Origin of the sequence: Pelagerythrobacter rhizovicinus, from assembly GCF_004135625.1 — a bacterium.
GTDB classification, from domain to species: Bacteria; Pseudomonadota; Alphaproteobacteria; order Sphingomonadales; family Sphingomonadaceae; genus Pelagerythrobacter; species Pelagerythrobacter rhizovicinus.
The window spans coordinates 1,581,575-1,596,194 of sequence record NZ_SDPV01000001.1 but is presented as its reverse complement, the minus strand read 5'-3'; the positions used below and the strand labels follow the sequence as shown (position 1 = coordinate 1,596,194).

Genomic DNA, 14,620 nt, shown 5'->3' with positions numbered 1-14,620 from the left:
CTCACCGCCGCCGCTGCGATCCCCCGACCGAAGCGAACCGAGAGATTTCGCTATGACCACGTCTTCCGAGATCCAACCCCAGTTCCGCTGGTCTTCGCGCCTGGCGCTGATATTTGCGGCAAGCGGGTTCTCCGTCGGCCTCGGGAATATCTGGCGCTTTCCCTATCTGACCGGCGAGAACGGGGGCGCCGCCTTCATACTGGTCTATCTTGCGTGCGCCTTCGGGATAGGGCTCCCGCTGGTCATGGCCGAGCTGATGCTGGGACGCCGCGGGAAAAGGGGTGTGGTCGGTTCGCTGCAGGCGGTTGCGGCCAAAAGCGGCGCCAGCGAACGCTGGGGCTGGATCGGCAAACTCGCCCTTCTCGCGACTTTCGCCATCCTGTCGTACTACGTGGTCATCGCCGGCTGGACGCTCGACTACATGGTTCGGGCCACGACCGGCACTTTCGCTGGGATTGGGAGGCAGGATTCAACGGCTGTCTTCCAGTCGCTTATGGACAGTCCCTGGCGGATGATCGTCTGGGGAGCGATCACGATCGGCGTCACGGGGCTTGCGGTCGGCCGCGGACTGCAGGGAGGTATCGAGAAGGTGACGGGCATCCTGATGCCGCTGTTCTTCGTCGGTCTGGTGCTGTTTGCAGGATACGCCTTGTTGGTCGGCGATGCGGCAAGCGCGATGCGCTTTCTCTTCGTGCCCGACTTCTCGAAGATCGACGGCGCGGTAATCGCAATGGCGGTGGGGCAGGCGTTCTTTTCGGTGGGCGTCGGATTCGGCACGATGGTCAGCTTCGGTTCCTATCTGGAAGAGGATGTTTCGATAGGCTCGACCGCGGCAATAATCGTTGCTGCCGACACCGCTGTCGCGCTGGTCGCAGGTCTGACGATATTTCCGTTCGTGTTTCTCTACGGACTTGAGGTGACTTCGGGCCCGGGTCTCGTTTTCGAGACTCTTCCGGTCGCCTTCGGCGCGATGCCGGCGGGGGAACTGGTCGGCCTCGCCTTCTTCTTCCTCCTCTTCATCGCGGCCATCACATCGTGTGTCGGATTGCTGGAGCCGCTTGCGAAGCGCGTGCGCGCGGTGCTCGGTATGCGCCTTCCCGCGGCGACTGCGATGTTGGGCCTTCTCGTGTTCGTGGCCAGTCTCGGCACGGTCCTGTCTTTCAACGAATGGGCCGGCGTCTATCCACTATCGGTCTTCGCACCCTTCGCCGAGAGCACAATCTATGTTGTCCAAGACTATATCGCGGTGAATGTGCTGTTGCCGGTGGGATCCCTGCTGACAGCCATATTCACTGGATGGTTCGCCAACCGTAGGTTCTGGGCAGAAGAGCTCTCCATCGGTGGCCCGATTGCGAAGGCATTCTGGTTGCCTGCTATGCGCTACGTGATACCGATCGCCATCGCGACGCTTCTCATTTGGGCGCAGCTAGGCTGATCGGCGCTCTGTCAGACAAAGCTTACCTGGTAAGTAGTGGCGGGGCAGGGCGGCTACCTCCCTCGTGCTTCCCGAGGCAGCAAGCCTCTTCCGGCACTTCAACCGTTCGGCTGATGTAATCCACCTCGTCGTGATGATGTATATCCGTTTTCCTCTGAGCTTGCGGAACGTAGAAGATCTGTAGGCCGAATGCGGACTCCACATTTCACACGAGACGGCGCGTCGCTAGTGGAGCGGGTCCGGTCCGCTCGGCACGACCAGCAACCGTTAACACCTCCGCCCCACGGCAATCGTCTGCGCTGGGTCTGGTGCGGCAGGGCAGGAAGCCTCTTGTTCGGGCCGTCGGCCGGCCTGTTGGCTTTAGGCAGCAAAGCGGCCTATCAGCCGACCGCCTCGTAGACGCCCGGCAGCTGCTGGGAAGGTGAATGCGGCGCAGATTAGGTACGAGGCCGCTGAGTACAGATCTGGCGACGTTCGGTTTTGCCATTACGCCGCCGAAAGCTGCGTGTCGGCTGAGGGCCCCAAACTCGAAAGACCGGATTGGGCATGGACCATCGGCCTATCGAGACTTAGCAATCAGCGAGCGGCCCAGCGTCTGCCGGTCACTCGTTCGCTTGCTGCGGAAATTATATCCACTGGCTCGCACTCTCGCAGAGCAGCCGGTCTGCACAGCGGGCCTTGGCGCGCCAGGAAAAGAGAATCGCCGCCAACCCGAGCGCCGAGGCTGCGGCGCCCGCCAGCGCGACCGCCGGGTAGCCGAACCCGCCTGCGATCACGGCGCCGCCCAGCGCAGCGCCGATTGCATTGCCGAGGTTGAATGCTCCGATATTCACCGACGAGGCGAGGTTCGGCGCGTCCCCCGCGGCCGCCATCACCCGCACCTGCAGTGGCGGCACCAGCGCGAAGCTCGCTACGCCCCACAGAAACACCAGCACGGCAACCGGCGCCTGGAATGGCATCAATAGCGCGAAGGCGACCAGGATCGCCGAGAGCGAGCCGAGCGTCACGATCAGAGTCATGTCCACCGATTTGTCGGCGAACTTCCCACCAAGCCAATTGCCGACCGTCAGGCCGAGGCCATAGGTCACCAGCATCGCCGTCACGAACGCCAGGGATGCGTGCGTCTCGATTTGCAGGATCGGTGCGATGTAGGTGAACACGGTGAACATCGCGCTTGATCCGAGCACGGTGAGGCCGAGTGCGCCGAGCACTGGGCGGCGTGCCAGCACGCGCAGCTCCCTGATGACATCGCCGCCGGCGGGCGCGGGCATCGCCGGTAGGGTCAGCCGCAGCGCCGCCACTGTCACCATGCCGAGACTGGCGATCCCCCAAAAGGACGTCCGCCAGCCGAGATGCTCGCCCGCCCAGGTGGCGAGCGGCACGCCGACAACGTTGGCGATTGTGAGGCCCATGAACATTGCAGCGACCGCCGCGGCCTTGCGTTCGGCCGGCACCAGGCTCGCCGCAACAATCGATCCGACACCGAAGAAGGCGCCGTGGTTCAGCGAGGTGATGATCCGTGCCGTGAGGAGCATGGCGTATCCATCAGCAACTGCGGACATGAGGTTTCCGAGCGTGAAGATCGCCGCAAGTCCGATCAGCAGCGTCCGCCGGGGCACGCGTCCGGTGGTCAGCGTCATCAGTGGCGCACCGATAAGCACGCCGAGTGCGTAGGCGCTGACCAGCAATCCGGCGGCGGGGATCGAGACGCCGAGATCGGTGGCGATCACTGGCAGCAGGCCCATCGGCGCGAACTCGGTTACACCGATGCCGAAGGCGCCCGCGGCAAGCGCGAGCAGCGGGGGATTGAGTTTCATGTGGGGGCTTCCAGGTCAGACCAGCGGCGGGTTCAGGCGGGCAAAGCCCTCCTGCTGGCGATAGGGGGTGTGGGGATAAGGCGGCAGCACGTCGCTTGCCGCATCGAGGGCGGCCATCTGCTCGCGTGTCAGCGACCAGCCGACCGCACCGAGATTCTGCCTCAGTTGCTCCTCGTTGCGCGCACCGATGATCACCGACGACACGGTCGGGCGCTGGAGCAGCCAGTTGATCGCGACCTGCGGCACCGTCCGGCCCGTCTCTTCGGCGACGGCCTCGATCGCATCGATCACGCGGTAGAGATGCTCTTCGGTCACCGGCGGCGCGAACTGTTCGGTGTCGTGCAGCCGGCTACCCGGGGGCACTGGCCGGTTGCGGCCGATCTTGCCGGTGAGGCGGCCCCAGCCCAGCGGGCTCCACACAAGCGTACCGACACCCTGATCGGCCGCGAGCGGCATCAGATCGGCCTCGTAAGCCCGACCGATCAGCGAATAGTAGACCTGGTGCGCGACGAAGCGCGGCCAGCCATGCCGGTTCGCCGCGGCGAGCGCTTTCATCAACTGCCAGCCGGGATAGTTGGAAACGCCGACGTGGCGCAGCTTGCCCTGCGCGATCAGCATGTCGAGCGTCGCAAGCAACTCCTCGACCGGTGTATGGGCGTCGAGCGCGTGGAGCTGAAGCAGGTCGATATAGTCGGTGCCGAGCCGTTTGAGCGACGCCTCAACTGCAGCGATCAGCCGCGAGCGCGACACGCCCCAGTCGGCCGGGCCGTTGCCCATGGGCAAGCCGGTCTTGGTCGAGATCAGCACTTCATCGCGTCGTCCGCGGATCGCTTCGCCGAGCACCTCCTCGGATGCGCCGCTGGAGTAAACATCTGCCGTGTCGAACAAGTTCACGCCAGCTTCGAGGCAGATGTCGATCAGACGCCGCGCCTCTGCCGTATCGCTGCTTCCCCAGGCGCTGAATAGCGGGCCCTTCCCGCCGAAAGTGCCTGTTCCGAAGCTGAGCGCCGGAACACGCAGGCCCGAGAATCCCAGTTGCCGATATTCCATGATCCATCCTGTCAGTTGCGATAGAGATGCATAAGTGGAAGGCGCGCACGGGGCTGGGTAGCCCGGTCGTAAGCGAAGGACTTTTGACTTGAAGGCAAAGACTGCACGGGACGATCGCGCTCGAGCGCTGGAGATGTTCGCCATCGTTGTGGCCGAGGGCAGCTTCTCGGCAGCGGCCCGGCTGCTCGGGCTGACTCCGTCCGCCATCAGCCGGGCCATCGACCGGCTCGAGGAGCGGCTCGGCGTCCGCCTGCTGCTGCGATCGACCCGCGCGCTAACGCTCACCGCCGAAGGGCATGCCTACCTATGCGGCGCGCGTCGCATCCTGGCAGACCTCGACGACGTCGAGCAGGAGATCGCGGATCAAGGCGCACCGCGTGGCAGGCTCCGCGTCAGCGCTGCCTTGTCGCACGGGCGGCTTTGCGTCGTCCCCTTGCTCGGTGAGTTCGTGCAGCGATACCCACACATTCTGGTCGATATCGGTCTCACCGACACGCTCGTGGACGTGGCCGCTGGCCAGGCGGATGTTGCGGTTCGTTTCGGACCGCTGGCGGACAGTCCGCTGACCGCGCGCAAGCTGGGCGAGACCCGCCGCGTCATTGTCGCCTCGCCGACCTACCTGGCGCGCCACGGCACGCCGCTCGTGCCCGAGGATCTGCACGGCCACAATTGCCTTAGCTTCAATTTCCGCCGTGCCGAGCCGATCTGGCCGTTCCGCAAGGATGGGCGCGACTGCGCGTTGTCGGTTGCGGGCAGCATCGAGGCCAATAACGGCGAAACGCTTGGCCAGCTTGCCGCCGCGGGGGTTGGCATCACACGAGTGGGCGCATTCAGCGTGGCCGAGGAAATCGCGACCGGTCAGCTCGTTCCTTTGCTCGAAGAGTTCAACCCCGGCGATGTCGAAGCAATCCACGCGGTTTTCGTCGGCGGGGCCAATACGCCAGCGCGCGTGCGCGTGTTCGTCGATTTTCTTGCAGAGCGGCTTGGAAATCCCGCCGCATAGTCGAAGAGCTCCAGCAGGAATTTCTCCAAGCGGCCGTCCGCTCCTATGATGCCGGCACTCAGGGCGGCCATTTCCGCTCTCGGACACTCCACCGAACATCGGCGCGACGATCTTCGTGCCGGCTCCCTGCCGGCGATATCGCCACCGCTTCTTGCCGCCACCGAGAACCTCAATGGCGAGGCCAGGCGTCAGAAGATCGGACAGTAGTCGCGTTTTCAACGCGTCGATGCAGGCGGCGTAAGCGCAACTTTTCTTGCCATCGACCGACTCCAGTCGGCTCCCCGGCGCAGATAAAATCATGACGGAGATCGTGACAAAATAGCCGTCGAACCCGATCTAGCTGGGGCCAGCTCTGTCGATCTCGCTAGTCGCTCGATTTTGCCATAAGGCTTTGCAAAGGAACCGAATCTTGAGGACGCGGTTGGCTGGGGCGGCAGGATTCGAACCTGCGCATGGCGGTACCAAAAACCGCTGCCTTACCACTTGGCTACGCCCCAGCAGGCGCCGGCCCCTATAGCGGCTTGAGCCGCCAAGGGAAGGGGGCGATCAGACCTTCTTTCCCGCGAAATCGGCGGCCGAGTGGCGCTCGCGCAATTGCTCGTCGTCCTCGCCCCAGGTCTTGTTGACGATTCGGCCGCGCCTGACGGCGGGACGCTCGGAAATCTGCTTCACCCAGCGCTCCACGTGCCGGTACTCGTGGATCGAGAGGAACTGGCGTGCCTCGCCGTAAATCCCGCCGAGCACGAAGGGGGAGAGCCAGGGCCAGGTCGCAATGTCGGCGATCGTGTAGTCCTTTCCGCCGAGGTATTCGCTCTGCGCCAGCCGCTGGTCCGCGACATCGAAGAGGCGCTTGGTCTCCATCGCGTAGCGGTTGATCGGATACTCGTACTTCTCGGGCGCATAGGCATAGAAGTGGCCGAAGCCACCGCCGATGAACGGGGCGCTGCCGACCTGCCAGAACAGCCAGCTCAGCACTTCGGCGCGGGTGCGGTCGGTGGGGAGCAGCGCGCCGAACTTCTCCGCGAGGTGCATCAGGATCGCGCCGCTTTCGAACACGCGCACGGGCTCGGGACCGCTGCGGTCGAGCAGGGCGGGGATCTTGCTGTTCGGGTTCACGTCGACGAAGCCGCTGGTGAACTGGTCGCCGTCCGAGATCTGGATCGTCCAGGCGTCGTATTCCGCGGCGTGACCGGCTTCTAGCAATTCCTCGAGCATCACGCCGGCCTTCACCCCATTGGGCGTGGCGAGCGAGTAGAGCTGGAACGGATGCTCGCCCACCGGCAGATCGCGCTCCTCGCGCGCGCCGGCGGTGGGGCGGTTGATGCCGGCGAACTTCCCGCCGCTTTCGATATAGGTCCAGACTGCGGGCGGGGTGTAGGTCGGATCGGCCATTGCGGGCTCCCTGTTGTGCGTCGAGCGCACGAAATGGGTCGGGGAGCGCGGAACCGCAAGCGGCAAGCGCGGTTCCTTGTGCCATGGCCACCTGCGCGCCCAAGCTCATTTATGTCGACGACGAGCTTCCGGGCATCACGCGCAGGCGGGCGGGGAAAGGCTGGGCCTACTACGATCCCCACGGCGAGCTGATCCGCGACCCCGAGGAGCGCAAGCGGCTCAACGCGATCGCGCTGCCACCGGCTTACCAGGACGCCTGGTTCTGCCCTGCGCCCAACGGGCACATCCTTGCCACCGGCGTCGATGCCAAGGGACGCAAGCAGTATCGCTATCACCCCGACTTCCGCAGCTGGCGCGAGTGCGAGAAGTTCGACGGCTGCCTCGCCTTCGGCAACCTGCTGCCGCTGGTGCGCAAGCGGGTGGAGGAGGATCTTGCCGGTCGAAAGCTGACGCGCGAGCGCGCGATCGCGAGCGTCGTGCGGCTGCTCGATCTCGGCGCAATGCGGATCGGGAACGAGGGCTATGCCAAGGCGAACCGAAGCTACGGCGCGACCACGCTGCGCCAGCGCCATGCCGAGGTGACCGGGCGGACGCTGCGGCTGCGCTACAAGGGCAAGTCCGGAAAGCTCCGCGAGGTTTCGCTGACCGACGGCGCCCTGGCACGTGTCGTGCGCATGATGCAGGACCTGCCGGGGCAGCATGTGTTCCAGTATGTCGACGACGAGGGCGAACTGCACGCTGTCGGCTCGCACGACGTCAACGAATACCTGTGCGAGACCATGGGCGAGCACTTCACCGCCAAGAACTTTCGCACCTGGCACGCGAGCGCGCTGGGCTTTCAGATGCTGGCCGAGGCGGACGAGCGACTGACGCTCAAGGCCATGCTGGATGTCGTCGCCGAGCATCTCGGCAACACGCCTGCAGTGACGCGCAGGAGCTATGTCCATCCCGCCGTGATCGATCTGGTCGAGCGGCAGGAGGAATGGCGCGCCGAGCTGACCTTGCCGCGTGCAACGCAGTGGCTGGCCCGCGAGGAGCGCGGGCTCATCGAACTGCTGGAGGCGGCGCCCCGCACCGAGGAGCTGCTAGCCGCGTGAGCAAGACCGAAACGCTCGATCCGATTCTGCCGGAAGACCTGTCGAAGAAGGCGCGTGAAGTCCTCGGCCTGGCGGCGGAACGCGAAATTCCGCTGATCACGGCCGAGAGCTGCACCGGCGGCCTGCTCGCGGCGTTGCTGACGGATGTGCCTGGGTGCAGCCACATCTTCGAGCGCGGCTTCGTTGTCTATTCGGACGATGCGAAGTGCGATCTGTTGATGGTCGACCGTGATGAGCTTGAGCGGTGCGGGGCGGTGAGCCGCGAGATCGCGATCGCGATGGTGAAAGGGGCGCTCCACCGCTCGCGCAAGGGCATCGGGGTGGCGATTACCGGCTTCGCGGGGCCGGGCGGAGACGGCGATGAGGAAGGCCTGGTCCACTTCGCCTGCGGCGCTCACGACGGAGAGGTCGCCCACCGCGAGGAGCACTTTGGCGCGATCGGCCGGGACGGCGTGCGCATCGCCGCGCTTGCAGTCGCGCTGGACATGGTGGACAACGCGCTCCGCGCATGACCGACCATACCGATCACCCGTTCTTCGACCGCCGCACCCACGGGTTCGTGCGGGTCGCCACCGCCACGCCCCGCACGCGGACCGCCGACGTCGCGGCCAATGTGGAAGGCATCCTCGACGAACTGCGCAAGGCGCACGAACGGCAGGCGGACGTGGTGCTGTTTCCCGAGCTCTCGCTGTCCAGCTACGCGATCGACGATCTTCACATGCAGACGGCGCTGCTGGATGCGGTCGAGCGCGGCGTGGGCGAGATCGTGACGGCGAGCGCCGAGCTGTCGCCGGTTGCCGTCATCGGGGCCCCGCTGCGCCGGAACGGCCGCATCTACAACTGTGCGCTTGCGATCGCGGGGGGGCGGCTGCTCGGGGTCGTGCCCAAGAGCTTCCTGCCGAATTACCGCGAGTACTACGAGAAGCGCTGGTTCGCCCACGGGCGCGGCTGCATCGGCCTGGAGATCACGGTCGGCGGCGAGACCACGCCGTTCGGCACTGACGTGCTGTTCGAAGCGGAGAACCTGCCCGGCTTCTGCTTCGCGCTGGAAATCTGCGAAGACTTCTGGGCGCCCGAACCTCCGTCGACGCGCGCGGCGCTGGCGGGGGCGACGATCGTACTCAATCTCTCCGCCTCGAACATCACCATCGGCAAGGCCGACGAGCGGCACATGCTGTGCCGGTCGCAGTCGAGCCGGGCGGTCTGCGCCTATGCCTATTCGGCGAGCGGCCACGGCGAAAGCACGACCGATCTCGCGTGGGACGGGCAGGGGATGATCTACGAACTCGGCGATCTGCTCGCCGAGAGCCAGCGCTTCGACCTCAAACCCGAACTCTGCATGGCCGACGTCGACATTCCGCGCATCCTAGGTGACCGGATGCGGATGCAGACCTTCAACGATGGCGCCGAGGCGGCCGGGCGGCCGGAACACCTCTACCGCCGCGTCCGCTTCGAACATGCCGCCGTGCCGGGCGACAGCGGCCTGATCCGCCCGATCCGCCGTTTTCCCTTCGTCCCCAACCGGCCGCACAAGCTCGACGAGGATTGCTACGAGGCGTTCAACATCCAGATCGACGCGCTCATGCGCCGTTTCCAGGCGACCAGCGGCCAGCACATGGTGCTCGGCGTATCGGGCGGGCTCGACAGCACGCACGCGTTGCTCGTCGCGGCCAAGGTCTGCGACCGGCTCGACCTGCCGCGCACCACGATCCGCGGCTACACCATGCCCGGTTTCGGGACCTCCGAGGGCACCAAGTCGAACGCCTGGAAACTGATGGAGGCGATGGGGATCACCGCGGAGGAGATCGACATCCGCCCCGCCGCGCAGCGCATGCTGGAGGACATCGGGCACCCCTTCGCGAAGGGCGAGCCGGTCTACGACACGACGTTCGAGAACGTGCAAGCGGGCCTGCGCACCGATTACCTGTTCCGTCTCGCCGGGCAGCATTCCGGCTTCGTGCTCGGCACTGGAGACCTATCGGAGCTCGCGCTCGGCTGGTGCACTTACGGCGTGGGCGACCAGATGAGCCACTACGCCGTGAACTCCGGCGTGCCCAAGACGCTGATCCAGTACCTGATCCGCTGGGCCACGCGCACCGACCAGTTCGATTCGGAGACCGACGCGGTGCTCGAGGCGATCCTCGCGACCGAGATCAGCCCCGAGCTCGTGCCCGCCGGCGAGGACGGCGAAATCCAGAGCACGCAGAGCGTGATCGGCCCTTACGAACTCAACGACTTCTTCCTCCACCACACGATCCGCTGGGGCCACGCGCCGGGCCATATCGCCTTCCTCGCGTGGCACGCCTGGAAGGATGCCAGCGCTGGACTGTGGCCGGTAGAGTTCCCCGAAGCGGCGAAGAACGAATACGATCTCGCCACGATCGCGAAGTGGCTGGAGAACTTCCTCAAGCGCTTCTTCGCCTTCAGCCAATTCAAGCGCAGCGCGCTGCCCAACGGCCCGAAGGTCAGTGCCGGCGGCGCGCTAAGCCCCCGCGGCGACTGGCGCGCCCCGAGCGACGCGGTGGCCAGCGCGTGGCTGGAAGAACTGCGCCGCGCCCTGCCGCCGATGTGAGCACAGCCAAGATCCTCCCCATTTTTCCGCAGGACAAATGGGGAGGGGGACCGCGAGACGCGAAGCGGCTCGGGGTGGAGGGGTTATTCGTTGCCAGTGCCCCTCCGTCAGACGCCTGCGGCGTCTGCCACCTCCCCATTTGCGCCTGCGGCGAAAATGGGGAGGATCAGAAGGGAACGAGCGCGCGACGCTGAGGCCTGGAAAACCCGCCGATGTGAGCGCTCGCGAGTCCCCGCGAAGGCGGGGACCTCAGGCAATCTGGCGCTCCGCTTGCGGCCTGAGGTCCCCGCCTTCGCGGGGACTCACACCGTCGTTACAACCGCATCACCCAGCCGTAGGTGTCCTCCACCCGCCCGCGCTGGATGCCGACGAGCTTCTCGCGCACTTTGGTCGTGAGCTGGCCCGGACCGCCGCTGCCGATGGTGAACTCGCCGTCCGGTCCTGCGACCGTGCCGACGGGGGTGACGACCGCCGCGGTGCCGCAGGCCATGGTTTCGATCAGACGGCCGCTGTTCGCGTCGTCGCGCCACTGGTCGATCGAGTAGAGTTCCTCCCGCACCTCCAGCCCTTCCTCGCGCAGCAGGGCGATCAGGCTGTTGCGGGTGATGCCGGGCAGGATCGTGCCGCTGAGCGGCGGTGTGACGACGCTGCCGTCGTCGAACACGAAGAACAGGTTCATGCCGCCCAGCTCCTCGACCCACTTGCGCTCGGCCGCGTCGAGGAACACGACCTGGTCGCAGCCCTTCTCGATCGCCTCGGCCTGGGGGACCAGGCTCGCGGCGTAATTGCCCCCGGTCTTGGCCGCGCCCGTGCCGCCCGGGGCCGCACGCACGTAGTCGCGGCTGACCCAGATCTTCACCGCCGGCGCACCCGACTTGAAGTAGTTGCCCGCAGGAGAAGCGATCAGAAGGTACTTGTACTGCCTCGCCGGGCGCACGCCGAGGAACGCCTCGCTCGCGAACATGAAAGGCCGCAGGTAGAGCGATCCGCCCTCGACGGTCGGAAACCAGTCCTTGTCCACCGAGAGCAGGCGGCGGATCGATTCCAGAAACAGCTCCTCCGGCAGGTGCGGCATGGCCATGCGGTCGGCCGACTGGTTGAAGCGCCGTGCATTCGCCTCGGGCCGGAAGAGGGCGATCCCGCCGTCGTCCTGGCGGTAGGCCTTCATCCCCTCGAAAATTTCCTGCGCGTAGTGCAGCACCGCCGCCGCCGGATCGAGGCTGATCGGCTGGCGCGGACAGACCCGGGCCGAATACCAGCCGCCCTTGTCGGCGTCGTAGTCGATCTCGACCATGTGGTCGGTGAACAGCGTTCCGAAACCGGGGTTGGCAAGCGCCTCGTCGCGTGTGGCGGAGGGAACCGGGGCGGCGTGGGGGATGTGTTCGAAATCCATGGAGCGCCGCGTAATGTGGAGAAGCGGGCAGAGCAAGGCCGATCCTCCGGGCGCACGTCGGGTGGGGCAGGTACCCTGCGAGAAAGACGCCCAAAAAATGAGAAAGGCCGCTTCGGCCTGAGCCGAAACGACCTTTCGCATGGTCAGCGGCCGATAGCGCCGCTCACGAAACCTCTATCGCTGTCTGCTCAGCGATAGTGCCTCGCGCGGAAACGTACCGACCTCCCTGCTGAACCATGAGACATCGGATCACCTCCTTTCGCGCTATTTAGCCGAACCCTGCGTTTCACTGCCGGGTGAGAGCCGCGCTCGCCGCTGGCCTCACCTGCGAATGTGAGTCAGCGAGTCCGCGAAAACAAGCCTTGAAAAAAACTTTTCCCAAGTCAGAATTGATCGCTGTGGCCCGTGAGAATTAACGGGTTCCATTCTCCTCCTCGATCTGCGCGCGCAGCACCGGATTTACCGGCAATCCTCGATCACCCGCGTCACTTCGGGCCAGCTCGGGATATAGAGCGTCGCGAGCCCCTGCGTTTCGACGGCGAAACGGCCCTTCGAGAACGCCATCGCCTCGAACAGAGGGTCGGTTGCGGGGAGTGTTCCGGCGATCATCGGCAGTTCCGTGCTCACCTGGCGCGCGGCGACCGTGCGGTCGCGCGTCTCGGTTCGGATGCGCATTGCCGTCTCGCCGCTTGCGCGACCCGCGCGGGTCATCGTGACCGTCCGCTCGGGCAGGTTACAGGTGAGCGTGAAGATTGCCTCGCTGTTGGCGGGGCCGAACACCGCCTGCGAGCCGCCGGGCCTGTTACGAAAATACCAGTTGCCCGGTGTTTGCGGCGCGTCAGCCCAATTGTCGTAAGTGGGCGCCGCTGCCGGAGGTGGGGCGGGTTCGGGTGCGGGGCTCGGAGCGGGCGCCGGCGGAGGTGGCTCCGGCGCAGGCGTGACGCAGGAAGCGAGGGCGACGCAGGTGGCGGCGATAAGGGCTGCGCGGCGGGTCGAGCGGACAGTCAAGCGAATCTCCCGGTTTCTCAAAACGACAATGACCGGTAACGGGGTTTGGGTCCATGCCGGCCAAACAACGCCTCGATCAACTGCTCGTCGCCCGCGGCCTCGCGGAAAGCCGCACCCGCGCGCAGGCGCTGGTGATGGCGGGCCTCGTGTTCTCGGGCGAAACCAGGCTCGCCAAGGCCGGTCAGCAACTGCCGAACGATGCGCCGCTGGAAGTACGCGGTCGCGACCACCCGTGGGTCTCGCGGGGCGGCCTCAAGCTGGCGCATGCGTTGGAGCACTTTGCGCTCGACCCGGCGGGGGCCGTGGCGATGGATATCGGCAGCTCCACCGGCGGCTTCACCGACGTGCTTCTGCAGAACGGCGCGGAGCACGTCTTTGCGGTCGATTCGGGCACCAATCAGCTCGCCTGGAGACTGCGGCAGGATCCGCGCGTCACGGTGCTCGAGCAGACCAGCGCGCGCATTCTCACGCGCACGCAGATTGACCGCTCGTGCAACTGGGTCGTCTGCGATGCGTCCTTCATTTCGCTCGCCAAGGTATTGGAAAGGCCGCTGGAACTTGCAGCACCCGAGTGCCGGCTGGTGGCGCTGATCAAGCCCCAGTTCGAAGTCGGACGTGAGGAAGTCGGCAAGGGCGGCGTCGTGCGGGATCCGGCGCTGCATGCGCGCGTCTGCGGCGAGGTGCGCGCGTGGCTCGAAGGCGAGGGCTGGACGGTGCAGGGGGTCGTCGAAAGCCCGATCACCGGGCCGGAGGGCAACGTCGAGTTCCTGATCTCCGCGGCGCGGGGCGAGCCGCATTTGCCGACAGAGGACGAGCACGCGCCTTGATATCCTCGCCATCCCGGCTTTCGCTGGGATGACGAGCGGAAATGCTGCGACCCTTTCGCACCCGATCCCGCACTGGCACGCCACGCGCCCGCTTGCTTGCGCGGCCCGGGCCCGCTCGCCAATATGACCTCCTCTGCCGAATCGACCGGCAGCCGGCTGTCGGGGGACTCGATGACTACTCTTGCCTCGCGCGGGCAATTGCGCGCCAGTGTCGTGCGTTGGGCGCTGTTCACGGTTCCCGCCTGCATGCTGCTAGGCTTTCTCGCGGGCAATCTTGCGCAGAGCGGTCCGGAGAACGCATGGTTTGCAGGGTTGACCAAGCCCACCATCTTCCCGCCGCCGATGTGGTTCGGGATCGTGTGGACGATCCTCTATGCCGTCATGGGGTTCGCGCTCGCGCTCGTCTGCGCCGCCTGGGGGGCACGCGGGCGGACGGCGGCGGTGGCGGCGTTCGGGCTGCAGTTCGTCGTCAATCTCGCCTGGACCCCGGTGTTCTTCGGCCTGCATCAGATGACCGTCGCGCTCGGCATCCTGGTGGCGCTGGACGTGCTGGTGATCGTGACGATTGTGCTGTTCTGGCGCGTGCGCCGGCTCGCCGCGCTGCTCCTGCTGCCGTACCTGGCGTGGATACTCTTCGCCACGGCGCTCAACTACGAGTTCCTGCGCCTCAACCCCGCCGCAGACGGCGCGGGCGAGAGCCGCGGCGCCGTCCAGCGGATCGAAATTTGAGTTGAGCTTCGCGCCTCCCGCGCCCAAATAGGGCGCATGCAGAGCCAGAACCCGATGATCGCCGATTTCGTGAAGCTCCTCAACGGGGCGGCCGGCACGTTCGCCGGCATGACCCGCGAGGCCCGCGAAAGCGCACGCGAGCGGGTGAAGGAAGCGATGGGCGGGATGGACTTCGTCAGCCGCGAGGAGTTCGACGCGGTCAAGGCCATGGCCGCCCGCGCGCGCGAGGAAAACGAAGCCCTGGCCGACCGCATCGCCGCCCTTGAAGCCCGCATCGGCGGCGGGTGATCCGCCGCG

General features: G+C 66.0%; 13 protein-coding genes and 1 tRNA gene. 8 read left to right on the top strand and 6 right to left on the bottom strand.

What is annotated here, in order from left to right:
- Positions 1-52: 52 nt before the first annotated feature.
- Positions 53-1,435, top strand: a complete 1,383-nt coding sequence (locus ETX26_RS07645) for a sodium-dependent transporter (protein WP_129524002.1) — start codon at positions 53-55, stop codon at positions 1,433-1,435.
- A gap of 626 nt (positions 1,436-2,061) precedes the next feature.
- On the opposite strand, the gene ETX26_RS07640 is transcribed toward ETX26_RS07645, so the two are convergent.
- Entirely contained in the window at positions 2,062-3,252 is a 1,191-nt protein-coding gene (locus ETX26_RS07640) for an MFS transporter (RefSeq protein WP_129524001.1), read from the bottom strand.
- Between the two features lie 15 nt (positions 3,253-3,267).
- A complete protein-coding gene (locus ETX26_RS07635; protein WP_129524000.1) occupies positions 3,268-4,302 on the bottom strand; it encodes an aldo/keto reductase in 1,035 nt (344 codons plus the stop codon).
- Between the two features lie 133 nt (positions 4,303-4,435).
- Between ETX26_RS07635 and ETX26_RS07630 the strand changes: the two genes are divergently transcribed.
- Positions 4,436-5,305 carry a LysR substrate-binding domain-containing protein gene (locus ETX26_RS07630; protein ID WP_191984706.1) on the top strand — a complete coding sequence of 290 codons (870 nt, stop codon included), beginning with the start codon at positions 4,436-4,438 and terminating at the stop codon, positions 5,303-5,305.
- A gap of 422 nt (positions 5,306-5,727) precedes the next feature.
- On the opposite strand, the gene ETX26_RS07625 is transcribed toward ETX26_RS07630, so the two are convergent.
- Positions 5,728-5,802 (bottom strand) — tRNA-Gln (locus ETX26_RS07625).
- A 49-nt stretch (positions 5,803-5,851) separates the two neighbouring features.
- Positions 5,852-6,697 carry a glutathione-dependent disulfide-bond oxidoreductase gene (gene yghU, locus ETX26_RS07620; protein WP_129523998.1) on the bottom strand — a complete coding sequence of 282 codons (846 nt, stop codon included), beginning with the start codon at positions 6,695-6,697 and terminating at the stop codon, positions 5,852-5,854.
- An 83-nt stretch (positions 6,698-6,780) separates the two neighbouring features.
- Between yghU and ETX26_RS07615 the strand changes: the two genes are divergently transcribed.
- Genes ETX26_RS07615 through ETX26_RS07605 form a run of 3 tightly spaced genes read left to right on the top strand, consistent with a single transcriptional unit; the run spans position 6,781 to position 10,366 of the window.
- Entirely contained in the window at positions 6,781-7,794 is a 1,014-nt protein-coding gene (locus ETX26_RS07615; RefSeq protein WP_129523997.1) for a DNA topoisomerase IB, read from the top strand.
- The gene (locus ETX26_RS07610) at positions 7,791-8,306 is read left to right on the top strand and encodes a CinA family protein (protein WP_225425538.1); all 516 of its coding nucleotides are present in this window, start codon (positions 7,791-7,793) and stop codon (positions 8,304-8,306) included. Before ETX26_RS07615 ends, ETX26_RS07610 begins: the two co-directional genes overlap by 4 nt.
- Positions 8,303-10,366, top strand: coding sequence for an NAD(+) synthase (locus ETX26_RS07605; protein WP_129523995.1), 2,064 nt, complete (start codon positions 8,303-8,305; stop codon positions 10,364-10,366). Before ETX26_RS07610 ends, ETX26_RS07605 begins: the two co-directional genes overlap by 4 nt.
- A 313-nt stretch (positions 10,367-10,679) precedes the next feature.
- On the opposite strand, the gene ETX26_RS07600 is transcribed toward ETX26_RS07605, so the two are convergent.
- On the bottom strand, positions 10,680-11,759 hold the full coding sequence (locus ETX26_RS07600) for a branched-chain amino acid aminotransferase (RefSeq protein WP_129523994.1): 1,080 nt from the start codon (positions 11,757-11,759) through the stop codon (positions 10,680-10,682).
- A 459-nt stretch (positions 11,760-12,218) separates the two neighbouring features.
- Positions 12,219-12,767 carry a hypothetical protein gene (locus tag ETX26_RS07595; protein WP_129523993.1) on the bottom strand — a complete coding sequence of 183 codons (549 nt, stop codon included), beginning with the start codon at positions 12,765-12,767 and terminating at the stop codon, positions 12,219-12,221.
- A gap of 53 nt (positions 12,768-12,820) precedes the next feature.
- Here ETX26_RS07595 and ETX26_RS07590 point away from each other — a divergent pair, with 53 nt between their 5' ends.
- The 3 genes from ETX26_RS07590 (at position 12,821) to ETX26_RS07580 (ending at position 14,611) form a co-directional block, all read left to right on the top strand.
- Positions 12,821-13,594, top strand: a complete 774-nt coding sequence (locus ETX26_RS07590) for a TlyA family RNA methyltransferase (protein WP_129523992.1) — start codon at positions 12,821-12,823, stop codon at positions 13,592-13,594.
- Positions 13,595-13,765: 171 nt separating this feature from the next.
- On the top strand, positions 13,766-14,323 hold the full coding sequence (locus ETX26_RS07585; RefSeq protein WP_129524203.1) for a TspO/MBR family protein: 558 nt from the start codon (positions 13,766-13,768) through the stop codon (positions 14,321-14,323).
- Between the two features lie 36 nt (positions 14,324-14,359).
- Complete coding sequence (locus ETX26_RS07580) at positions 14,360-14,611, top strand: accessory factor UbiK family protein (protein WP_129523991.1); 252 nt, start codon at positions 14,360-14,362, stop codon at positions 14,609-14,611.
- Positions 14,612-14,620 lie beyond the last annotated feature (9 nt).